The following is a 22367-nucleotide window of genomic DNA, read 5'->3' as shown; positions in this document are numbered from 1 at the left end:
GCGCCCGGCGGCCCACGACCGCGAGGTCGCGCCGGTCACAGTCACTCGATCAAGGCGTTGAGCAGGGACTCCTGGAGATAACCGAGATACGCGTAGACCGAAAGCTGGAACACCCGGCTGGAGGACGGGTCCTCGGCGACCGCATCGTCCAGTTCTGCCCCCAGATCGGTCCCGTCCTTGATCTCCAGCCGTACGCCCATCGCCAACCGGGCGTCGTTCAGCGCCCGCAGCCACGCCTCGGCCGCCTCGGCGTCCAGGCGTACCTCACCGCCGCCGTCACCGTCGTCGGGCAACGCGGCCAGGATCGCCCCGGCCTGATCGATCTTGGCGGTCTTGAGGTCGCCCTCGGTGTACCGGCGGAACTCCGCCGTCCCCGCCGCGTCCTCCGGATAGACCTCCGGGAAGAGTCGGCACACCACCGGGTCGGAGTGGTCGAACCCGTCGGTCAGCAGCCCGACCACCTCGGAGGCGACCTTGCGCAGGACACGCACCTCGTCGACGGCGAACGAGGCGACGTACCGGTCACCCCGGCGGCGGAACATGCTCACGAGCGGTCCACCGTCGCCCACAGTCCGTATGCGTGCAGCTGCGAGGCGTCGTGCTCCATGCGCTCGCGGGCCCCGCTGGAGACCACCGCCTTGCCCTTGTGATGCACGTCCAGCATCAACTGCTCGGCCTTCTCCCGGCTGTAGCCGAAGAGCTTCTGGAAGACCCAGGTCACATATGTCATGAGGTTGACCGGGTCGTCCCACACGATCGTCACCCACGGCCGATCGGAGGCCGGCACCTCATCGGTGTCCGGGGTCTGCGCCGGTGCAACCTGCGGAGCCGCCATGCCCCCCATCGTGCCACCGGTTCGGCGGAACCGAGGAACCGGAACGCCGGACCGGCGGGGATCGCCACCGACCGCCGCCCGATGACCACGGCTGGTCGTCCTGAACGCACACGCGGGCACCCCGGTGGCCGGGCCGCCGGGGTACGCCGCGTGGCGGTCAGGCGAGCAGGATGCCGTGTTCGGCTGCATCGGACAGCACCGTGCCGAGCGAGAGACGGACCGCCTCGAACCGACGAGCGATCTCGCGGGACAACTCCAGCTCCACCTCCCGCAACGCCCGCTGGGACCAGGCCCGCGCGGCGCTCTGGTCGGCGTTGGCGGGCGTACGCCAGTGTTGCCAGCAGCCACCCGCAAGCGACACCGCGACCGGCGGCAGGACCTCGGTCCGCGGCACGGTGGGGTACGCCGCCAGCGCGTCGATCGCGGCGGGGCCGATCAGCGACGCCACGCCGGCGGTGCTGGTGATCAAGAGCACCCGCTCCAGTTCCGGACCGGTGACGTGGTCGGACATTCCCCACCGGACCGCCTTGGCGATGCGACGACGGACCCCTTCCGGCAGTGGAGCGCCGAAGAGCCGGCCGCCGACGTCCTCGACCAGTTCCCGCACCGCGTGGTCGCACTGCGAGGTGGCCAGCAGGGAGAGCGCCTCCATCTCCCGGTCGAGCAACTGTGGCAGACCGGCGCAGCCGGTGCCGAAGACGATCTCCTGCACCACCCTCAGGTGCAGTTTGGCCAGTTCCAGCGCCAGATGCTGGCGGATGCGCCGACCGGCGGACCGCACCTGGCGGTCGAGCAGCTCGGACCACTCGCCCGGCTCCGGCAGCACCGGCACCCGGCCGTACAGCCCGGGCACGTCCGGCGGATCGAGGCTGGAGCGTTCCAGTCCCTCGTCGGAGGCCCACCCGACGAGCGCCCGCCGCAGGTCCAGTGCGTCGCCCGCGACGATCGGGAACCAACGGGCCCTGGCCAGCCCGGGTACGGCGGCGAGCAACGCGGCCCGGTGCGCCTCGACGGTGACCGCGATCGGATCCACCGCCGTGCCGTCGGCCGACTCCGGCGACGCCCAGCCGCCCGCGCCCGGCGTCACCGCGAAGAAGACCTCGACCCGGCTACCCACGACCTCGGCGAGCAGGTGCAGTTCGGCAGCGCTGAAGGACTGATCCGCCGCGATCACGAACAGCAGTGCGCCGGCCCGGCCCGCGGCGTCGAGCACGACCCCGGTGCCGGTCCGTCCGAGCGAGGAGATGTCCGGCGTGTCGACGAGGACGTACCGCTTGAGCAGTGGCGCGGACAGGTTCAGCTCGACCCGGCGGGGCGGCCGGGCCAGCGCCGGTCCCACCTCCGGCAGGTCCACACGGTAGGAGAACGGCGCCCGGTAGCCGGGCACGTAGGCGGACCGGCTCGCCTCGGCCGCGTGCCGCACCACCAGCCAGCTTCCGGCCGGCACGGTGAACATCCCGGCGTCGAGGTCCAGCAGGGCGGCCAGCACGTTCGCCCGCCCGGCGCCGGCCGGACCCACGGCGACCACCCCGAGGGGCTCACGCGGATCGACGGTCACGCCGAGCCGATCGGGGAACGGGCGGTGACCCGGCGGCCCGGTCGCATCGTCGGACGTACCGATGTCGTGGAGAGGGCCCGGCTTCATCAGGCGGCGGCCTCCGAGGCTGGGCGGTCGGCAGGGCCGGCCGCGGTGAGCATCCGGCGACGCACCCGGATTTCGGAAGAGTACGGGCGCGGGCGGCGGGAACGGGACAAACGAAAGTACTCTTGGGTAACTCCGCGACTACTCAACTTCACCCGCTCGGGCTACCGGCCGGGGCACAGTTCCATCGATATGCTGCGCGAATGAGTCGGTGGAAGTTCGTGGGCCGCACGGCGGAACTCGACCGTCTGCAGGCGGCGGTGACCGGCGCCCAGGGCCGGCGAGGCATATTCTTCGCCGGAAGCCCGGGTATCGGCAAGAGCCGTCTGCTCCGGGAAGGCGTCAACGCGCTGCCCGTCGAGGAGTACGCGGTCTGGTGGATCGCGGCCAGCGCCACCACCCAGGCGGTGCAGTTCGGCGGCCTGGTCCAGGTGCTTCCCGTCGAACAACCACAGGGGCTCTCCCCGGCCGGCATCCTGCGCTGGGCCGTGGACGTGTTGCAGCAGCAGGCCGCCGGCCGGCGGATCGTGCTCGCCGTCGACGACGCCCACCTGCTCGACCCGCCGTCGGCCGCACTCGTGCACCTGGTCGCCCGGTCCGAGAACGCCTCCGTGGTGGGCACCCTGCGCGACGGCGAACAGATCCCGCTGCCGATCCGCGCACTGTGGACGGACGGACTGGTCGACCACGCCGAGGTGAGCCCACTGCCACCGGCCGAGACCGCCCGGTTGCTCCGGGAGATCCTCGGCTGCCAGGTCGACCACGCCTCGTCCGAGCGGCTCGGCCGACTCAGCTCCGGCAACCCGCTGCTGCTGCGCGAACTGGTGCACGCCGTCACCAACAGCGGCGAGTCCAGCAAGAAGTACGGCGTCTGGACCTGGACCGGCCGACTGGAGTTGGCACCCAACCTGACCGACCTGATCGACATCCGGATCAACCAGCTCACCCCGGGCGTCCGCACGGTCGTCGAGCTGGTCGCGTTCGGCGAGCCGCTGGGCCTGCGGCTGCTGTACCGCGCGGCGGAACAGGCCGATGTGGAGACCGCCGAGGAGCGCGGTCTGATCACGGTGGCCCCCTCCGACCGGCGGGTCGACGTCCGCCTGGCCCACCCGCTCTACGGCGAGGTGGTACGCCGGCAGTGCCCGGTCAGCCGGACCCGCCGGTTGCAGGCACACCTCGCCGAACTGCTGGAAGGGGTCGGCAAGCGACGCCGGGAGGACCTGTTGCGGGTCGCCGTGTGGCGCCTGGACTCCGGCACCGCGCAGGATCCGGCGATGCTGGTCGACGCGGCCGCTCAGGCGTTCGCGCGCTACGACGTACCGCTGGCGACCCGGCTGGCGCGGGCCGCACTCGACGCCGACGGCGGGTTCGACGCGGCCGAGCTGCTGGCCACCATCCTGATGTTCGCCGACCGCCCGGCCGAGGCGCTCGGCGTGCTCGACGCCGTCGCCACCGACACCGGTGACGAGGAACGACTCAGCCGGTGGCTCACGGTCCGCGGCATGGTCAGCTACTGGGGACTCAGTCAGCACTCGACGGTGGAGGAGATCGCCAAGCGGGGCGGCGACCTCAAGGACCACGCCGCCCAGGCCCGGGTACGCGCCTTCGAATCGATCATGCGGCTGCACCGGCTGGACGCGCCGACCGCGCTCCGGCTCGCCCAGAACGTGCTGGACCGTCCGGCCGCCAGCATCGCCGCGCGGGAGCTGGCCCGGTGCGCCATCGCCCACCTCCAGGCGGTGCAGGGGCAACTGTGCCGCAGCGCCACCGCCGTCGACCTCGTCCAGGCGAAGGTGGCCAGTTGGCGGGCGGACATGCCATACCTCCAACTCGCCGTGGAGTTGGCCCGGGGCACCCGGTTGGCCCTCTCCGGTGACCTGTCCGGCATCGACGCGCTGGTCGCCGACGAGTTCGCCGACCTGGCCGACGCGGGTGACTTCCGGCTGGGCAGCGGCTACCTGGCGATCCTGCGCGCGTACGCGGCCCGGCTGCGCGGACGCAGCGACGCGGCGTTGCAGGCCGCGCTCGGTGCCTGCGCGGTGCTGGCGACCAGTCGGGTGTACGCCGGTCTCGCCCAGGCCGAACGCGCACAGGCCGCCGCGTTGCGCGGCGACGCCCGGCAGGCCGCCGAGGCGATGGCCGAGGCGGACCGCATCCACGCGCCGAGCATGGCCGTGCTGTACCCGTGGCTGGAGCAGGCCCGGGCGGCCACGCTCGCGGCCGGTGGTGACCTGACCGGCGCGGCGGCCCACCTGCACGGGCTGGTCGACCGGCTTCGGGTGGACGGCTTCGCCGGGCACGAGACCCTGGTGCTGCACGATCTGGTACGCCTCGGCGAGGCCACCGCGCCGACCGGCCCGACCTGCTCCGACGGCAGCCGCCGCACGGTCGCCCAGCGGCTGGCCGAACTCTCGGAACAGGTCGACGGCACCCTGCCGCCGCTCCTGGCCCGGCACGCCCGCGCGGCGGCGGAGAGTTCGCCCGAGCAGCTGCTCGCCGCCGCCGACGGTTTCCTGGACCTGGGGCTGGCGCTGCCGGCCGCGGAGGCCGCCGCCGAGGCTGTGCACCTGCTGCGCCAGCGTCGCTCGCCGCAGCTCGCCAGCGCCGGTGAGCGGCTCGCGGTGATGCTCGGCTGCTGTGACATGGTGCACACTCCGGCGCTGCGCGCGGCCACCCCGACGCTCAGCGACCGGGAGTGGCAGGTGGCCCGGCTGGCGGCCTTCGGCGAGACCAGCCGCGCCATCGCTGAGCAGCTCTTTCTCTCCGCGCGGACGGTGGAGAACCACCTCCAGCGGATCTACACCAAGCTCGGGGTGACCGGACGCGTCGAACTGCGGGCGGCGCTGCGGACGATCCCGGGCCACGACGGCACGGCGACCGCCTGAACCCTAGGCTGGGGCTGTGCACAGCCTTCGTCCCGCCCTGCTGACGGACCACTACGAGCTGACCATGGTCAGCGCCGCCCTTCGCGACGGCACGGCGGATCGCCGCTGCGTCTTCGAGGTGTTCAGCCGGCGGCTGCCGATCGGCCGCCGCTACGGCGTGGTCGCCGGCACCACCCGGCTGGTGGAGATGCTCCGCGAGTTCCGCTTCGACCCGGCCGACCTGGACTTCCTGCGCCGCACCGGTGTGGTCGACGAGCAGGGTGCCGCGTGGCTCGCCGACTACCGGTTCACCGGCGACATCGACGGCTACCCCGAGGGCGACCTCTTCTTCCCCGGCTCCCCCATCCTCACCGTCACCGGTGGTTTCGCCGAGTGCGTGGTGCTGGAGACGCTGGTGCTGTCGGTGCTCAACCACGACTGCGCGGTGGCCGCCGCCGCAGCCCGGATGGTGACCGCCGCCCGGGGCCGGGCCCTGATCGAGATGGGTTCCCGGCGGGCACACGAGGAGGCCGCCGTCGCGGCGGCCCGTGCCGCGTACCTGGCCGGGTTCCGGTACACCTCCAACCTCGCCGCCGGCCAGCGGTACGGCATCCCCACCGCCGGCACCGCCGCGCACGCGTTCACCCTGCTGCACGACGACGAGCGGGCCGCCTTCGCCTCGCAGGTCGCCACGTTGGGCAAGGAGACCACGCTCCTGGTCGACACGTACGACATCAGCCAGGGCATCCGTAACGCGATCGAGGTGGCCGGGCCGGAGCTGCGGGCGGTCCGGATCGACTCCGGCGACCTGACGGTGATCGCCCAGCAGTCCCGGGAACTGCTGGACTCGCTCGGCGCCACCGAGACGAAGATCATCGTCTCCGGCGACCTCGACGAGTACGCCATCGCCTCACTCGCCGCCGAGCCGGTGGACATGTACGGCGCCGGCACCGCCGTGGTCACCGGCTCCGGCGCGCCCACCGCCGGCCTGGTCTACAAGCTGGTCGAGGTCGAGGGACGGCCGGTCGTCAAGCGCTCCGAGCACAAGGCCACCATCGGCGGACGCAAGGTCGCGGTCCGCCGACACAAGCCCACCGGCACCGCCACCGAAGAGATCATCGTCTCGCAGGGCGTGCCGGACCGCCGTTCCCACGACCGACTGCTGCAACGGTCGTACGTCGCCGACGGCGAGCCGGTGGAACTGCCGACGCTGGACGAGTCGCGCGAACACCTGCGCCAGTGCCTGATCTCCATCCCGTGGGAGGGCCTCAAGCTCTCCACGGGCGACCCGGCCATCCCGGTCACCGTCGTACCCGCCGGATGACCGCCCTACCCGCCGAGTGAAAGGAGCGCGTCGGTGAGCAACGCGCTGATCATCGTCGACGTGCAGAAGGACTTCTGCGAGGGCGGCTCGCTGGCCGTCGCGGGCGGAGCCGGCGTCGCCGCCGGGATCTCCCGGCTGCTGGCCGGTGAGCCGGAGCGCTGGGACCACGTGGTGGCGACGAAGGACTACCACGTGGACCCGGGCAACCACTTCGCCGACGCACCGGACTACGTCAGCACCTGGCCCCGGCACTGCGTGGTCGGCACGACGGGCTCCGAGTTCCACCCGGAGCTGGCCACCGACCGGATCGAGGCCGTCTTCCACAAGGGCGAGTACGCCGCCGCGTACTCCGGCTTCGAAGGGCAGACCCCCGACGGCGCGGGACTGGCCGACTGGCTGCGCCGACACGGGGTGGACCGGGTCGACGTGGTCGGCATCGCCACCGACCACTGCGTCCGTGCGACCGCCCTGGACGCCGCCCGCGAGGGCTTCGCCACCACCGTGCTGCTGGACCTGACCGCCGCCGTCGCGCCCGACACCACCGACGTCGCGCTGCGCGCCTTCGAGGGTGCCGGGATCACCGTGCACGGCGCCCCTGTGATCAGGGACGCATGATCGGCTAATTGGCTGGCGTCGGCGCCACCCTCCGTCGAAGATGTCCGGCGGAGGTACGGACCGACGTGAACATGAAGCCTTACCGGGAGGCGCTCGCCCTACCCGGTCTCCGGTCATTGCTGCTGGTGGCGGTACTAGCGCGCATCCCACTGACGGCGACCGGGGTCACGTTGACCTTCTATGTCGTGCAGGACCTCGGGCGCGGCTACGGCGCCGCCGGACTGGCCGGTGCCGCGATCACCGTCGGTGCCGCCGTCGGCGCCCCGCTGCTCGGCCGGCTGGTGGACCGCCATGGGCTGCGTCCCGTCCTGGTCCTCACCACCGTCGCCGAAGCCGTCTTCTGGTCCACCGCGCCACAGCTCTCGTACCCGCTGCTGCTGCCGGCCGCCTTCCTGGCCGGCCTGCTCGCGCTGCCCATCTTCTCGGTGATCCGGCAGTCCGTCGCCGCGCTCGTGCCACCGGAGAAACGCCGCCCCGCGTACGCACTCGACTCGATGTCCGTCGAGCTGTCCTTCATGATCGGCCCGGCGCTCGCCACGGTCGGCGTGACCACCGTCTCCGCGCGCCTCACGCTCTACCTGGTCGGCGCCGGAATCGTCACCGCCGGTATCGCGCTGTGGATGCTCAACCCGCCGGTCCGCAGCGCCGGTGAGGCAGCCGCCGGCCCGCAGCCGAGGATCGCCCGACGCCAGTGGCTCACCTCCCGGCTGATCGCCGTCTTCGCCGTCAGCACCGCGGCGACCCTCGTACTCGGTGGCACCGACGTGGCGGTCATCGCGGTCCTGCGCGAGAACGGCGACGCCGGGTTCACCGGCGTGGTCCTCGCCGTCTGGGCGGTGGCGTCGCTGGCCGGCGGTTTCGCGTACGGCGCCGCCCGCCGCTCCTTCTCCACCGTGGCGCTGATGGGCGCGTTGAGCCTGTGCACCATCCCCGTCGGGTTGGGTGGCTCACACTGGTGGCTGCTCTGCCTGGCCCTGATCCCGGCCGGAGCCCTCTGCGCGCCCACCATCGCCGCCACCTCCGACGCGGTGAGCCGTCTCGCCCCCGCCGGCGTACGCGGCGAGGCCATGGGCCTGCACGGCTCGGCCGTCACCGTCGGCATCGCCGTCGGCGCCCCCCTGTCCGGAGCGGTCATCGACGCCTCCACCCCGCTGTGGGGCTTCGCCGTCACCGGCGCGATCGGCGCCCTGGTGGCCCTCGCGGTCCTCCCGATCGAGCTACGCCACCGCCGCGCCGACCGCACCACCCTCGACACCCCGCCACCCACCGTCCCCGCCGACGCCACGCCCATCCCCTTGGTCCGATCGGGCCCGGAGCACGAACCCACACCGGCCCTCTCCACGACCACCTCCTGACACGGCGCCGCGTCAACCCGCACCCGCCTCCCTGGCCGTCGCCCTGGCCCTCTGTTGACGGCCGTGGCCGAGGCAGCAACTTCGGGGACGTTGCTGCCTCGTCTCGCTCTGAGACAGCAACAACCATGAAGTTGCTGCCGCACCGCAGCGGGGCACGGCAGCGCCGATCAGGTTTCCGGTGGTCGACCCGACGTACGGCCCCTGGGTGGAAAGGGCGACGGGCGCCTCCCCTGGTGGGGGTGGCGCCCGTCGTGGGTGCGTGTGGTGGTGTCAGCGGCGATCGATGTCGCTGGAGGTGTCCTCCTGGTAGCTGGCGCCGCCGTCGGACTCGCTGGTGAGCGGCTTGGAGCCACCCTCGGGCGGGCCGGCCAGGCTCTGCCCGGCGGCAAGCTCGGGGAACTTGGCGTCGAAGGCGGGGCGCTCGGAGCGGATGCGGGGCATCCGGTCGAAGTTGCGCAGCGGCGGCGGGGAGGTGGTCGCCCACTCCAGCGAGTTGCCGTGGCCCCACGGGTCGTCGACCTCGACCACCGGACCGGCCTTGTACGCCTTCCAGCAGTTGTAGATGAACGGCAGCGTGGAGATACCGGTGATGAACGCGCCGATCGTGGAGATCATGTTCAGCGTGGTGAAGCCGTCGATGGCCTGGTAGTCGGCGTACCGCCGGGGCATGCCCTCGTTGCCGAGCCAGTGCTGCACCAGGAAAGTGGTGTGGAAACCGATCATGGTCAGCCAGAAGTGAATCTTGCCGAGCCGCTCGTCCAGCATCCGGCCGAACATCTTCGGGAACCAGAAGTAGATGCCGGCGAACACCGCGAACACGATCGTGCCGAAGAGCACGTAGTGGAAGTGCGCCACCACGAAGTACGAGTCGTGCATGTGGAAGTCGAGCGGCGGGGCGGCCAGCAGCACGCCGGTCAGGCCACCGAAGAGGAAGGTGACCAGGAAGCCGACGGACCAGAGCATCGGCGTCTCGAAGCTGATCTGGCCGCGCCACATGGTGCCGATCCAGTTGAAGAACTTCATACCGGTCGGCACGGCGATCAGGTAGCTCAGGAAGCTGAAGAACGGCAGCAGCACCTGGCCGGTGGCGAACATGTGGTGTGCCCACACGCTCATCGACAGGCCGGCGATGGCGATGGTGGCGGCGACCAGACCCTTGTAGCCGAAGATCGGCTTGCGGGAGAAGACCGGGATGATCTCGCTGATGATGCCGAAGAACGGCAGCGCGATGATGTAGACCTCGGGGTGCCCGAAGAACCAGAACAGGTGCTGCCACAGCATCGGGCCGCCGGTGTCCGGGCTGTAGACGTGGGCACCGAGGAGCCGGTCGGCGGCGAGCGCGAACAGCGCGGCGGCCAGCAGCGGGAAGACCAGGATCACCAGGAGGCTGGTGACCAGCATGTTCCAGGTGAAGATCGGCATCCGGAACATGGTCATGCCGGGCGCGCGCAGGGTCAGGATCGTGGTGATCAGGTTGACCGCGCCGAGGATCGTGCCCAGACCGGAGATGGCCAGACCGACCACCCACATGTTCGCGCCGACGCCGGGAGAGTGCTCCACGGTGCTCAGCGGGGTGTACGCCGTCCAGCCGAAGTCCGCCGCGCCGCCCGGGGTCAGGAAGCCGGCGGTGGCCATGGTGCCACCGAACAGGTACAGCCAGTAGGCGAAGCTGTTCAGTCGCGGGAAGGAGACGTCCGGCGCGCCGATCTGGATCGGCACGATGTAGTTACCGAAGGCGAACACGATCGGCGTCGCGAAGAACAGCAACATGATCGTGCCGTGCATCGTGAACAGCTGGTTGTACTGCTCGGGCGAGAGGAACTGCAGCCCGGGCCGGGCCAGCTCGGCCCGCATGATCAGGGCCATCAGGCCACCGATCATGAAGAACACGAACGCGGTGACCATGTACATGATCCCGATTTGCTTCGCGTCCGTGGACCGCAACAGCCGCGCGATGGCCGACCCCTTGACCGGCTCCCGGACCGGCCAGGGCCGGGTCACGACCGGCTTGGGTGCGACGGTGGTCACGAGTGGCCTCCGGTTCTGGGTTGTCCCGCTCGGCACGCGTGTCTCTGCGGGCCGTCATCCGCAAGGAGGATAGTCCCCGGCAGGTGAGAGCGCCGCGTGGGGTCACCGGGCGTGGATCACAGCGGGCCGAGGAGCAACCGGTAATGCTCGCCGAAGATGCGGTCGCCGCGTCCGCGCAACAACGGGTCGCGGAGCGCCGGCGGCACGTCGCGGGTGCGGTTGCGGTCCCGGGTCCGGTCCCGCACCCATCGGGTACGCGGTCGGCGGCGGCTCTCGTACGCGGTCAGCGCCGCCTCGACGCTGCCGGCGGCGGCCAGCGACTCGGCGAGCACCACCGCGTCCTCCAGAGCCATCGCGGCACCCTGGGAGAGCGTCGGCGCGGTGGCGTGGGCGGCGTCACCGACCAGCAGCACCCGGCCCCGGTGCCAGCGACCGAGTTCGACCTCGTCGGTGACGCTGGCGTGCACCGTCCCGAGCGCGTCGAGCACTTCGGGCACCGGGCCGCCGTACTCGCCGAACAGCTCCCGCAGCCGGGCCCTCGGGTCGGCCGGCGACGCGGTGCCGGCCTCGTCCGCGTAGCAGTGCAGCCGACCGGCACCGATCGGCACCACCAGGATCCCGCTGCGTTGACCGAGCAGCGCGGTCCAGTCCCGGACGGTCGGCCCGTCGCGGACGACACTGCGGTAGACCACCTGACCGGCGGGGCGGGGCGGTCCACCGAGCGCGGCCAGCGCCCGGATCGAGGAGCGCGGACCGTCGGCACCGATGACCAGGTCGTACTCGGTCTGGGTGCCGTCGACGAAGGTGACGCCGACGGTGTTGGCCAGCAGGTCGATGGTGCGGACCTCGGCGCCGTGCCGGACCGCGCCGCCGGCCCCGCTGAGCAGGACCCGGTGCAGGTCGGCGCGGGGCAAGGCGCGGCATTCGCCGACGCCGGCCCAGAGTGTGTCGAGGTCGACCTCGCACAGCGGTACGCCGTCCGCGTCCAGGAAGCGCTGGCGGTGGATGACCTGCCCGTAGGGGCGTACCGGGTCGTCCAGGTCGAGTCGGCGCAGCGCGCGGGCGGCGTTGCCCGGCAGGTAGAGGCCGGCGTCGGCGAGTTCGCCCGGGGGCGCCTTGTCGGTCACGTCCGGCCGGAAACCCGCCAGGCGCAGCGCCCGGGCCACGGCCAGACCGGCGATGCCCGCGCCGACGACGAGAATGCGCAGGGGGGAGCTACGCATGGGGTTGTACGCCTCCGGAGTGGTCGGCACGCGTTGGAGGCAAGACACTACTCGGCGCAATCGGTGCACGCCAGAGGCAACCAGCCCACGACGGACATCCCTCGGCGCGGCGATCCCTCCCGTCGGCGCCGCCCAGCGCCCGGCCGGGGGCCTTCGGCCGACCGGTCGGCGCGTACGTGACACACCTCATAATTCCCCTCAATAACCCCGGTCGGTTGCGCCCGTTGTTTCAAGTATGTAAATGTGACGATGAGCACATGGGAGCGCTCCCGGAGCCACCCACCCCCCGGCGGCGAGCACCTCCCTCCGCTCCACTCGCACACCGTCCCGGCGTCCCTGACGCCGCAGCGCAAGGAGCATCATGAGACGTATCCTGCGGGCCATCACGGCCGTCGGCCTGCTCGCCGCCGGCTCCACCGTCGCCGTGGCCCTCGGCGGCACCGCCTCCGCCGACACCCTGATCTGCGAGCAGTACGGCAGCACGGTGATCCAGAACCGCTACGTGGTGCAGAACAACCGTTGGGGCACCACCGCCGAGCAGTGCATCAACGTGACCAGCAGCGGCTTCGAGATCAGAACCCAGAACGGCAGCAGCCCGACCAACGGCGCTCCCACCGCGTACCCGTCGGTCTTCGTCGGTTGCCACTACACCAACTGCTCCCCCGGCACCAACCTGCCGATCCAGGTCAGCCAGATCAGCAGCGCGAGCAGCAGCATCAACTACCGGTACGTCAGCGGGGCCACCTACAACGCCTCGTACGACATCTGGCTCGACCCGTCGCCCAAGCGCGACGGCGTGAACCAGATGGAGATCATGATCTGGCTCAACCGCCAGGGCTCCATCCAGCCCATCGGCTCCCCCGTCGGCAACGCGAACATCGACGGCCGGAACTGGGAGGTCTGGCGCGGCAGCAACGGCTCCAACAACGTCATCTCGTACCTGTCGCCGTCGGCCATCAGCAGCGCGAACCTCAACCTGCTGGCCTTCATCAACGACACCCGCAACCGGGGCGCGATCACCAACTCCTGGTACCTGACCAGCATCCAGGCCGGCTTCGAGCCCTGGCAGGGCGGCGCCGGCCTGGCCGTCACCAACTTCTCGGCCTCGGTCAACGGCGGCGGCACCAACCCGCCGCCCACCACCACCCCGCCGCCCTCGGGCAGCGGCGCGTGCGCGGTCAAGTACACCGCCAACTCGTGGAACAACGGCTTCACCGCCGACGTGCAGATCACCAACACCGGGTCGAGCACCCTCAACGGCTGGACGCTGGCGTACTCACTGCCCTCCGGACAGCAGATCACCAGCTCCTGGAACGCCACGGTGAGCCAGAGCGGATCCTCGGTGACCGCGCGGAACATCACCTGGAACGGCACCCTCGCCCCCGGCGCCACGGCCAGCTTCGGCTACCAGGGCTCGCTGAGCGGGTCGTACTCCTCCCCCACCACCTTCACCCTCAACGGCGCCACCTGCACCCGCTCCTAACCTGATGTAAGGAAGGGTCCCCTCCTAACGCCTCGTGCATAGGAGGGGACCCTTCCTAACATCCAGCCGGCGAGAGGACCGAGGCCGTGCAGATTCGCCTCGACGGCGACGGGCTCGTGCTGCGCCCGTGGGCGGTACACGACCTGCCCCAGCTCGTCGTGATCTTCGATCATCCGGAGATGGCCCATCGGCTACCGGTCGCCACGCCCTTCGACCGGGCCGCGGCCGAGGCGTACCTGGCGAAGGCGCGGGCCTCCCGCGACCGGCTGTACCTGGCCGTCACCGACGCCGACGACCTGGCCCGGGGCGAGGTGATGCTCAACCTGGTCACCGGCGGCATCGGGTACGCGGTCGGGCCGCCCTATCGGGGCGAGCGGCTGGCCGCCCGGGCGCTGCGACTGCTGACCGCGTACGCCGACTCGATCCCGGGCCTGCCCACGACGTACCTGGAGATCGAGGCGGACAATACGGGCAGCATGGCCACCGCTCGGGCGGTCGGCTACCGGCCGACCGGTGACGAGCCGGTCGTCGTCGACGAGGGACGACGCCGGCTCGTGCTGCACCGCTGGGAACGCGGCGGCTCGGTGACGCCCTGCACCCGCTCCTGACGTTAAAAGGGGTCCCCTGCTATGCACGAGGCGTTAGCAGGGGACCCCTCCTTTCACAGAGTCACAAGCCCAGTGCGTCGATGTCGCGGATCTCCTCGGCGGTGAGGGAGAAGCCGAAGACGTCGGCGTTGGCCCGGATCCGGTCCGGGGTCACCGACTTGGGGATCGCCACGATCTCGTGGTCGAGGTGCCAGCGCAGCACCACCTGGGCCGGCGAGACGTTGTGTGCGCCGGCGATCCGGGTCAGCACCGGGTCCGACAGGTCGCTGGCCTTGAACGGGCTGTAGCCCTCCAGCACCACGCCCCGGTCACGGTGTTCGGCGTGCCGCTGCCGGTCGTACAGCCGGGGGCTCCACTTGATCTGGTTGACCGCCGGGTTCTCCTCGGTGGCCTGGATCAGCTCGTCGATCTGCGGGGTGCTGAAGTTGCTCACGCCGACCGCGCGGGCCAGGTTCGCGTCCCGGGCGGCGAGCATCTCGCGCCAGGTCGGGATCAGGGCGCCGGGGTCGCTGGGCGGCCAGTGCAGCAGCCACAGGTCGACGTAGTCGAGGCCGAGGGCGCGCAGGCTCGCCTCGATCGTCTCGCGTTCCCGACCGACCTGGTCGGCCGGCAGTTTGGTGGTGATGAAGACGTCCTCGCGGCGCAGCCCGCTCTCGCGGACCGCTCGGCCGACCTCCTCCTCGTTGCCGTACATGGTGGCGGTGTCGATGTGCCGGTAGCCCGCGTCCAGCGCGGCGAGCACCGCCTTGTAGCCGGTCTCACCGGTGGCCTGCCAGGTGCCGAAACCGAGCAGGGGGATTCGGACGTCACCGGGGAGGACGGCGGTGGGCTGGTCGACGTGGTCCATACCGACTGTTCTACCCCTGATCGTCGCCGCCATTCCCGGACCCGGGCACGCCGCCCCGGTTTGCCGGAGAATGTCATCGTGGCTGACCGGCTGGAGGAGTACCGGCGCAAGCGCGACGCGGCGCGTACCCCGGAACCGGTGCCGGCGTCCCGGAGTCGCCGGGCCGGCGCGGACCGGGGCCGCTTCGTCATCCAGCAGCACCACGCCCGCAGCCTGCACTGGGATCTGCGGCTGGAGCACGACGGGGTGCTGGCCTCGTGGGCGGTGCCACGCGGGCTGCCCCGCGAGCCGGGCCGCAACCACCTGGCCGTGCACACCGAGGACCACCCGATGGAGTACCTGGACTTCTCCGGTGAGATCCCGGCCGGCGAGTACGGCGGCGGACGCATGATCGTTCACGATCGGGGCACCTACCGCTGCGAGAAGTGGCAGGAGCGCGAGGTGGTGGTGGAGCTGCGCGGCCGGCGCACCACCGGGCGGTACGTGCTGTTCGCCGCCGGTGGCCGCGACGGCCGGGACTGGATGGTGCGACGCACCGATCCGCCGCCGCCCGGCTGGACCAGCATGCCCGAGCAGGTCGCGCCGATGCGCCCCACACCCGCCCGCCGGCTCCCCGCCGACCAGGCCGACTGGGGGTACGAGCTGCGCTGGGACGGGGTACGCGCGACGGCGTACGTGTCGGGCGGGCGGTTGCGGCTGCTCGCCGAGGACGGGGCGGAGATCACCGGCGGGTACCCCTGGCTGCGCCCGATGGCCGAGGCGCTGGCACCGACCGAGGCGGTGCTCGACGGCGTCCTGGTCCGCATCGACAGGACCGGCCGGGTTCGACCCGCCCGGGGTGGCCGGAGCACCTCCGACGCCCAGTATCTGCTGGTCGACCTGCTCTGGCTGGAGGGCGTGAGCAGCGTCGACCTGCCCTATCCACAGCGCCGGGAGTTGCTCGACGGTCTGGCGCTGGCCGGGCCGCACTGGCAGACTCCGCCGTGGTTCCCCGGCACCGGCGCCGAAGCCCTGCGTACCGCCCGTGAGCAGGGGTTGCCCGGGGTCGTGGCGAAGCGGCTGGATTCCGGTTACGAGCCCGGACGACGCAGCCCGGCATGGCGCAGCGTCGACGCGAGCTGAGGGGGCCATCGTGCACCTGACCCACTTGGAGTGCCCGCGCTGCGGCACCGAGCACGACTCCGGCGTACCGCAGAACCTCTGCTCGTGCGGCTCGCCGCTGCTGGCCCGCTACGACCTGGCGGCGGTGCGGCGGACGGTGGAGCCGGAACGGTTCGGGCTGCGCCCGGCCGACCTGTGGCGCTATCGGGAGCTGCTGCCGGTGGCGGACCCGGCGTACGTCACCACGCTCGGTGAGGGTTGGACGCCGATGCTGCGTGCTCCGGCGTACGGCGCGGAGATCGGTGTCGACGAGCTGCTGGTCAAGGACGAGGGGTTGACCCCGACCGGCTCGTTCAAGGCGCGCGGCGCGGCGGTGGGGGTGTCCCGGGCCCGGGAGCTGGGGGTGCGGCGGATCGCCATGCCGACCAACGGCAACGCGGGCGCCGCGTGGGCCACCTACGCGGCCCGCGCCGGGATGGGCGCGACCATCGCCATGCCGCTGTCCGCGCCGACCATCTGCCGCCGCGAGTGCGTGGCCGCCGGGGCGGACCTGCGCCTGGTGGACGGGCTGATCGGCGACGCCGGGCGGCAGGTCGCCGCGCTCGTCGCGGCCTCGGGCGGTTCCATCTTCGACGCCGGTACGCTGCGCGAGCCGTACCGCCTCGAAGGCAAGAAGACGATGGGGTACGAGATCGTCGAGCAGTTGGGCTGGCAGGTGCCCGATGTGATCATCTATCCGACCGGCGGCGGGGTGGGGCTGATCGGCATCCACAAGGCGCTCGGTGAGCTGCGCGAGTTGGGCTGGGTCGAGGACAGACTGCCCCGGCTGGTGGCGGTGCAGTCGACCGGCTGCGCGCCGATCGTGCGCGCGTTCGCGGCCGGCGAGGACCGGGCGCAGCCGTGGGCGGACGCGCACACGGTGGCGTTCGGCATCACCGTGCCGGCGCCGCTCGGCGACGAGTTGATCCTGGCCGCGGTACGCGCCACCGCCGGGACCGCGATCGCGGTGGACGACGCCGAGATCCTCGCCGACCTGCGGGACTTCGCGGCTCGTGAGGGGCTGCTGCTCTGCCCGGAGGGGGCGGCCTGTCTGACCGCCGCCCGCAGGTTGCGCGCCGGTGGCTGGATCCGCGCGGGCGAGCGGGTGGTGGTGCTCAACACCGGGACCGGGCTGAAGTATCCGGAGACGGTGGACGTGAGCGGCGTACCGCTGCTGCCCGCCTGACGCGCGACGCCCGGCCGGTCACTCGGCGGCCGGGTCGGTCAACCGCCAGGCGGCGTTGACCAGGCCGATGTGCGACAGCGCCTGCGGGGTGTTGCCGAGCTGCGCGCCGGTGGTCAGGTCGATCTGCTCGCTGAACAGGCCGACGTCGTTGGCGTGCCCGGCCACCTGCGTGAACAGCCGGGCCGCCCGCTCCTGTTCGCCGGCCAGCACCAGGCACTCCACCAGCCAGAACGAGCAGAGCAGGAAGCCGGCCGGGTCGGTGTCCCAGCGGCGGATCAGGCCGCCCTCGCCGCCGAGTTCCCGCTCGACGGCGTCGATGGTCGCGCGCATCCGTGGGTCGGTCGCCGGCAGGAAGCCCACCACCGGCAGGTACAGCACCGCGGCGTCCAGCTCGGGCGAACCGAACGCGCCGGTGAAGACACCCCGCTCCCGGCTGAAGCCGTCGCGGAGCACGGTGGCGCGGATCTCGTCCCGGACGCCCGCCCAGCGTCGTGGGTCGGCCCGCTCGCCGAGGTGGGGTGCCAGCCGTACGGCCTTGTCCATCGCCACCCAGCAGAGCGCCTTCGACGCCACGTAGTGCCGGTCGGTGTCGCGGGTCTCCCACATGCCCCGGTCCGGCAGGTGCCAGGTGGCGGCCACCTGTTCGGTGAGGCCGAGCACCATCTCCCGCACCTCGGTGCCGAACGGCTCGCCGAGGTAGTCGCGCAGACGCCACACCGCCGACACCATCTCGCCCGGTACGTCCAGTTGGCGCTGCCGCCAGGCGTCGTTGCCGACGCGTACCGGGGAGCTGCCCGCGTAGCCGGTCAGGCCGGGGCAGTCGTGCTCGGAGACGTCCCGTTCCCCTTCCGGGCCGAACATCACCGGCACCGGATCGGCACCGATCCGGCCGATCGAGCGGGCCGACCAGTCGAACAGCCGGGACGCCTCGGTGGGGCAGGCCGCCACCCACAGCGCGCGCATCGTCATCGCGAAGTCGCGCAGCCAGGAGAAGCGGTAGTCGTAGTTGCGGTCACCGCCGACGCGTTCCGGCAACGACGTGGTCGGTGCCGCGACGACCGCGCCACTGCGGGCGTACGTGAGGCCGATGAGCACGGTCGCACTCTGTCGGACCAGGTCCGGGTACCGGCCGTCGTAGTGGTGCGTGTCGCGGAAGGAGCGCCAGGCCTGCACGGTGTCCGCCAGCCGCCGGACCGGGTCCAGCGCGGGGGGCCGTTCGCCGTAGGCGGGGGCGTACGCGACCTCGAAGCCGAGCACCTGCCCCTCGTCGACCTCGAAGACGTGCCGCACCCGGTCGTGCTCGGCGGTCAGCCGCATCCCGGCGCAGCGCAGCGTCAACTCGACCGGCCCGGCGACGGCCCGCACCCCACCGTCGTCGAGTTCGCAGAAGTAAGGGGTGAGCAGGCTGTTCTCCGGCCGGGGCCGGAAGTCGAGCGCCATTCGTACCCGGCCGGAGAGTCCTTCCACGACGCGGAGCAGCACGGCCGGCGACCGCAGGCCGAGTTCGTGGCCCCGGGCACCGGCCTCGGCGGCGAGCGCGTCGGTCACCGCGACGCTGCCCTCCGGGGTCCGGTGCACGGTCCGCAGCACCAGGGTGTCCGGTCGGTACGCCCGCTGCACCCGGTGTCCGGCGCTCCCGGCGGCGACCGGCGCGAGCCGCCAGTGGCCGCCGTCGGCGTCGAGCAGCCGGGCGAACACGGCGGGCGAGTCGAACCTGTTCGGGCACCACCAGTCGACGGAGCCGTCCCGCCCGACCAACGCCCCCGATCGACAGTCGGAGAGGAACGCGTAGTCGGAGATCGGCGGCTGCACCATCCGGTGCGCGTACCCGGATCCTCGTCCACATCACGCCGGCGGAGGAGGCCCGGGCCGGCGGGACGGGTCAGGAGGTCGGCGGCTCGTCCTCGCCGGCGGCCTCGGCCGCGTCGGCCTCCTCCTTCGTCTTGTGCACCGCCTGGTCGGCGTGCTCCGGCGGCCCGTAGACGGTGTAGAGCACCAGCGGGTTCGGCCCGGTGTTGACGAAGTTGTGCTTCGTCCCGGCCGGCACCACCACGAGGTCTCCCTGCACGACCTCGCGCTTCTCGCCGGCCACCCGGGCCTCGCCGGTGCCGCTGACGAAGGTGAGGATCTGGTCGATGTCCTCGTGGACCTCCTCGCCGATCTCACCGCCCGCCGGAATCGTCATGATCACCAGTTGGGTGTGCTTCCCGGTCCACAGCACGCGCCGGAAGTCCGGGCTCTTCTCGGCGACCGTGGCGATAGTGAAGTGCTCCATGACGGGGACATACCCCGTTGCGACCCGCTCCACGCCGGGACTTGCAGATAGTGGAATTGCGCACGATCCGAGGGTTTGGAGGCACGCCGAACGGGGATCGACACGACCGGCCGGCACTGGTCGGCCATGCCAGGTCCCCGTCGACGTACCGCCGTACGGCTGCGGTGGCGGGAGACGGCTGAGCGCGGCGACGTTCGGGTCCTCGGATCGAACGGCGCCGTGCGCTCGTGCCCGGACCTCGGTCGGTGCCCCGTCCGTGCGGCCACGCCGGGACGGTGCACTCCACGGCTACGCCAGGACGGCCAGGTGGAAGGGCCGGTCGGCAGAGGCCCCGGCACTGTCGAAGGTGGTGACGAAGACCGCGTTCGGGATGCCGGTACGCCCGGCCACGGCGATCTGGCCGGACGGCGCCAGCCCCGAGCTGCCCGACAGCCCCACCGTGCCGACGCATCCGGCGGCGGTCACGTCCTGGTCGAAGACCACCTGGTACATCCCGGTGCTCAACCGGTCGGCGGTCGCGGCGCCCATCCCCCGGACCAGGACACCGTTCGCGCTGACCACGGCGAACAGCACCCTCGCCGTGGACGGCATGCCGGCGCCGCCGCAGGTGGTGTGCGCGGCGTCGGCACGGGCCATGGTCTCCTGGCCTGGCACCGGCTGGGTCGCCCGCCTGCTCCTGGCTCTCGCGCTGGACATCGTTCTCCTCTCCAGCCGGCCGGGCGGCCGAGACGTGTTGAGTTGATTGGGGCGACTAAGAAGGATCAGCACCGATCAGCACCCTTTGTGCATCGAACGTATGTCGCGTTCCCCGTCGACAGCCACACGACAGGCTGTCCGATCAAGGACAATCGGCATCTCGATCAAGCCTCTGACCTGCGACGGAACTTCCGCAGTCGGGTGTGTGTCGTCAGTCGTCGTCCGGGTCCAGCACCGGCACGCCACCGGCGCACCGCACCGACAGCTCGTGCTCGCCGCTCGGGCCGACGAACTTCACCTCGGCGTCGTCGTCCGGGCCCCGGTCCACGTCCTCGACCGAGTAACCCTGCTTCGGCGACCAGGACGCCAGCCACACCCCGCCCGGCACGCACTCGGCCACCACGCTGCCGCCCTGGTTGGAGAAGCTGCGCCGGTGGGACGTCTCCGGGGTGGGACTCGTCGAGGCGGTCGGGCTCACCGGAGCGGTGGCCGCCGGGTCCGGCGAGCCGGTCGGGCCCGGCGTACCGGTCGTCGGTCCGGTCGTCCGGGGCGGCGCGGCCAGTTCGCGGGCGATCTCCTCCTGGCTGCGGACGCCGCCCGGCGTGCCGGTGAGGCTCTCCCCCACCAGCCGGATGGCGGCGACTCCGATCAGCGTGGCGACCACCGCGGTGGCCAGCCACCCGGCGACGGCGAGGAGCGTGCGACGTCCCATCACCCGACTATCCCTGATCGCGGGTTGGGGCCACCTTCGGGGAAGGCTAAGGGCAATGCCGCTCAGTTAGGGCGGTGTGGTGGATGTCAAGCGGGGTGTAGACGTGGACGGCGGGGTCTCGGTATAGAGGTTTGTCACTCCAAGACAGCCTCTGGACCGGGAGCCCCGCCGTTGGAACAGTCTGCCATCACGTCCACGATCAGGGTGGCTGCGGGGCGGTTCGCGCCGGGCCATCTGGGTGAGTTGACGCAGCAGGTGCCGTTCGAGATGGTCGATGCCGTTCTGGCTGAGGCCGGTGGTGTGCAGTCGCGGGTGCGGGATCTGCCGTCGCGGGTGGTGGTGTATCTGCTGCTCGCGGCGGGGCTGTTCGCTGAGGTCGGTTACCGGCAGGTGTGGGCTCGGTTGGTCGCTGGGCTGGACGGGTTGACGGTGGCGCTGCCGACGTCTTCGGCGTTGTCGCAGGCTCGCCGTCGGGTCGGGGACAAGCCGCTGGTGGCGTTGTTCCGGTTGCTGTCGGGTCCGCCGGCGGGGGCCGCCCGGTGGCGGGGTCTGCTGGTGTGCGCGATCGACGGCACCAGCATGTTCGTGCCCGATACGGCGGCTAACCTGACGGTCTATCCGCGTCAGGCGGGCAGCCACGGTGGGTCGGGGTATCCGATGCTGCGGCTGGTCGCCGTCGTGGCGTGCGGCACCCGCGCTGTCATCGACGCGGTGTTCACCCCCATCAGCACTGGCGAACTCACGTGTGCGGGGCGTCTGTTGGGCTGCCTGCGCCCAGGCATGCTGCTGCTGGCCGACCGTGGGTTCGCCGCCCGTCAGATGATCGAACAGTTCGCCAGCACCGGCGCTGACCTGCTCATCCGCGACAAGGACGACCGGCGGCTGCCCGTCATCCGCCGCCATCGCGACGGGTCCTGGCTGTCTGTCATCGGCACGATGACGGTCCGGGTCGTTGACGCCGAGATCGTCGTGAGCATGAACGGTAAACGCCACGTCGGCCGGTACCGGCTGATCACCACCCTCACCGACCAGCGCCGCTTCCCGGCCATGGACCTGGTCACCCTCTACCACCACCGCTGGGAGATCGAGACGACATATCTGGAGTTGAAGTCCACCCTGCGGGGCGGACGGGTCCTACGAGCCCGAACCCCGAACGGGATCAGTCAAGAGGTCCACGCCCTGCTCACCACCTACCAAGCGGTCCGGCTGGCAATGGCTGACGCCACCGCCAGCCGGCCCACGACCAACCCCGACCGGGCCAGCTTCACCATCGCCGTCCACGCCGCCCGAGACCAGATCACCCAAGCCGCTGGTGTCATCGCCGGCACCGTCATCGACCTCGTCGGCACCATCGGCCGCGCAATCCTGGCCGACCTGCTACCCCCACGCCGCACCCGAATCAGCCCCCGCGTGGTCAAACGCGCGATCTCCAAACACCGCGCCAAAGGCACCATCGACCGCACCAACTACCACGCCACCATCAACATCAACATCCTCGAAACAGCAGCATTGACAACCCGCCCACCGCCCTAAC

At 71.6% G+C, this 22367-nt stretch carries 19 protein-coding genes; 9 read left to right on the top strand and 10 right to left on the bottom strand.

Annotation, left to right across the window (positions count from 1 at the left end; translation table 11 throughout):
• Positions 1-41 precede the first annotated feature (41 nt).
• The 3 genes from HUT12_RS06875 to HUT12_RS06865 all read right to left on the bottom strand — a co-directional run bounded on the left by HUT12_RS06875 (position 42) and on the right by HUT12_RS06865 (position 2480).
• Entirely contained in the window at positions 42-542 is a 501-nt protein-coding gene (locus tag HUT12_RS06875) for a DUF2017 domain-containing protein (RefSeq protein ID WP_176095674.1), read from the bottom strand.
• A 2-nt stretch (positions 543-544) separates the two neighbouring features.
• On the bottom strand, positions 545-835 hold the full coding sequence (gene clpS / locus HUT12_RS06870; protein WP_131052082.1) for an ATP-dependent Clp protease adapter ClpS: 291 nt from the start codon (positions 833-835) through the stop codon (positions 545-547).
• 157 nt (positions 836-992) lie between these two features.
• Positions 993-2480, bottom strand: a complete 1488-nt coding sequence (locus HUT12_RS06865; protein ID WP_176092851.1) for a hypothetical protein — start codon at positions 2478-2480, stop codon at positions 993-995.
• Positions 2481-2680: 200 nt separating this feature from the next.
• On the opposite strand from HUT12_RS06865, the gene HUT12_RS06860 reads away from it, so the two are divergent.
• The 4 genes from HUT12_RS06860 to HUT12_RS06845 all read left to right on the top strand — a co-directional run bounded on the left by HUT12_RS06860 (position 2681) and on the right by HUT12_RS06845 (position 8635).
• Positions 2681-5362 (top strand): LuxR family transcriptional regulator, encoded by a 2682-nt coding sequence (locus HUT12_RS06860; protein WP_131052080.1) that lies wholly within the window; start codon positions 2681-2683, stop codon positions 5360-5362.
• 16 nt (positions 5363-5378) lie between these two features.
• Positions 5379-6665 carry a nicotinate phosphoribosyltransferase gene (locus HUT12_RS06855; RefSeq protein WP_176092850.1) on the top strand — a complete coding sequence of 429 codons (1287 nt, stop codon included), beginning with the start codon at positions 5379-5381 and terminating at the stop codon, positions 6663-6665.
• Between the two features lie 33 nt (positions 6666-6698).
• Positions 6699-7280 carry an isochorismatase family protein gene (locus HUT12_RS06850; protein ID WP_131052078.1) on the top strand — a complete coding sequence of 194 codons (582 nt, stop codon included), beginning with the start codon at positions 6699-6701 and terminating at the stop codon, positions 7278-7280.
• Positions 7281-7351: 71 nt separating this feature from the next.
• Positions 7352-8635 carry an MFS transporter gene (locus tag HUT12_RS06845; RefSeq protein WP_131052088.1) on the top strand — a complete coding sequence of 428 codons (1284 nt, stop codon included), beginning with the start codon at positions 7352-7354 and terminating at the stop codon, positions 8633-8635.
• A 270-nt stretch (positions 8636-8905) separates the two neighbouring features.
• On the opposite strand, the gene ctaD is transcribed toward HUT12_RS06845, so the two are convergent.
• Positions 8906-10663 carry a cytochrome c oxidase subunit I gene (gene ctaD, locus HUT12_RS06840; RefSeq protein WP_131052077.1) on the bottom strand — a complete coding sequence of 586 codons (1758 nt, stop codon included), beginning with the start codon at positions 10661-10663 and terminating at the stop codon, positions 8906-8908.
• Positions 10664-10779: 116 nt separating this feature from the next.
• Positions 10780-11886 carry an FAD-dependent monooxygenase gene (locus HUT12_RS06835; protein WP_131052076.1) on the bottom strand — a complete coding sequence of 369 codons (1107 nt, stop codon included), beginning with the start codon at positions 11884-11886 and terminating at the stop codon, positions 10780-10782.
• A 361-nt stretch (positions 11887-12247) separates the two neighbouring features.
• Between HUT12_RS06835 and HUT12_RS06830 the strand changes: the two genes are divergently transcribed.
• Positions 12248-13369: a cellulose binding domain-containing protein gene (locus HUT12_RS06830; RefSeq protein ID WP_131052075.1), complete on the top strand. Its 1122-nt coding sequence runs from the start codon at positions 12248-12250 to the stop codon at positions 13367-13369.
• Between the two features lie 86 nt (positions 13370-13455).
• Positions 13456-13977, top strand: coding sequence for a GNAT family N-acetyltransferase (locus tag HUT12_RS06825; RefSeq protein ID WP_176092849.1), 522 nt, complete (start codon positions 13456-13458; stop codon positions 13975-13977).
• A 61-nt stretch (positions 13978-14038) separates the two neighbouring features.
• On the opposite strand, the gene HUT12_RS06820 is transcribed toward HUT12_RS06825, so the two are convergent.
• The gene (locus HUT12_RS06820) at positions 14039-14824 is read right to left on the bottom strand and encodes an aldo/keto reductase (protein ID WP_131052073.1); all 786 of its coding nucleotides are present in this window, start codon (positions 14822-14824) and stop codon (positions 14039-14041) included.
• Between the two features lie 78 nt (positions 14825-14902).
• On the opposite strand from HUT12_RS06820, the gene HUT12_RS06815 reads away from it, so the two are divergent.
• Positions 14903-15946, top strand: a complete 1044-nt coding sequence (locus tag HUT12_RS06815) for a DNA polymerase ligase N-terminal domain-containing protein (protein ID WP_176092848.1) — start codon at positions 14903-14905, stop codon at positions 15944-15946.
• A gap of 10 nt (positions 15947-15956) precedes the next feature.
• Positions 15957-17150: a threonine synthase gene (locus tag HUT12_RS06810; RefSeq protein WP_176092847.1), complete on the top strand. Its 1194-nt coding sequence runs from the start codon at positions 15957-15959 to the stop codon at positions 17148-17150.
• A gap of 18 nt (positions 17151-17168) precedes the next feature.
• Here HUT12_RS06810 and HUT12_RS06805 read toward each other — a convergent pair whose 3' ends face one another.
• From HUT12_RS06805 to HUT12_RS06790, 4 genes are all read right to left on the bottom strand, one after another.
• A complete protein-coding gene (locus tag HUT12_RS06805) occupies positions 17169-18965 on the bottom strand; it encodes a glycoside hydrolase family 15 protein (protein ID WP_176092846.1) in 1797 nt (598 codons plus the stop codon).
• Positions 18966-19032: 67 nt separating this feature from the next.
• Positions 19033-19425 (bottom strand): cupin domain-containing protein, encoded by a 393-nt coding sequence (locus HUT12_RS06800; protein WP_117228987.1) that lies wholly within the window; start codon positions 19423-19425, stop codon positions 19033-19035.
• Between the two features lie 288 nt (positions 19426-19713).
• Positions 19714-20121, bottom strand: a complete 408-nt coding sequence (locus HUT12_RS06795) for a hypothetical protein (protein ID WP_254876738.1) — start codon at positions 20119-20121, stop codon at positions 19714-19716.
• 211 nt (positions 20122-20332) lie between these two features.
• Positions 20333-20833, bottom strand: a complete 501-nt coding sequence (locus tag HUT12_RS06790; protein ID WP_176092845.1) for a septum formation initiator — start codon at positions 20831-20833, stop codon at positions 20333-20335.
• 171 nt (positions 20834-21004) lie between these two features.
• Between HUT12_RS06790 and HUT12_RS06785 the strand changes: the two genes are divergently transcribed.
• Positions 21005-22366 (top strand): IS4 family transposase, encoded by a 1362-nt coding sequence (locus tag HUT12_RS06785; protein ID WP_176092250.1) that lies wholly within the window; start codon positions 21005-21007, stop codon positions 22364-22366.
• Position 22367: the final 1 nt, after the last annotated feature.

This window comes from Verrucosispora sp. NA02020, assembly GCF_013364215.1.
In the GTDB taxonomy this organism is placed as follows: Bacteria; Actinomycetota; Actinomycetes; order Mycobacteriales; family Micromonosporaceae; genus Micromonospora.
This window is presented reverse-complemented; position numbering and strand designations above follow the sequence as displayed.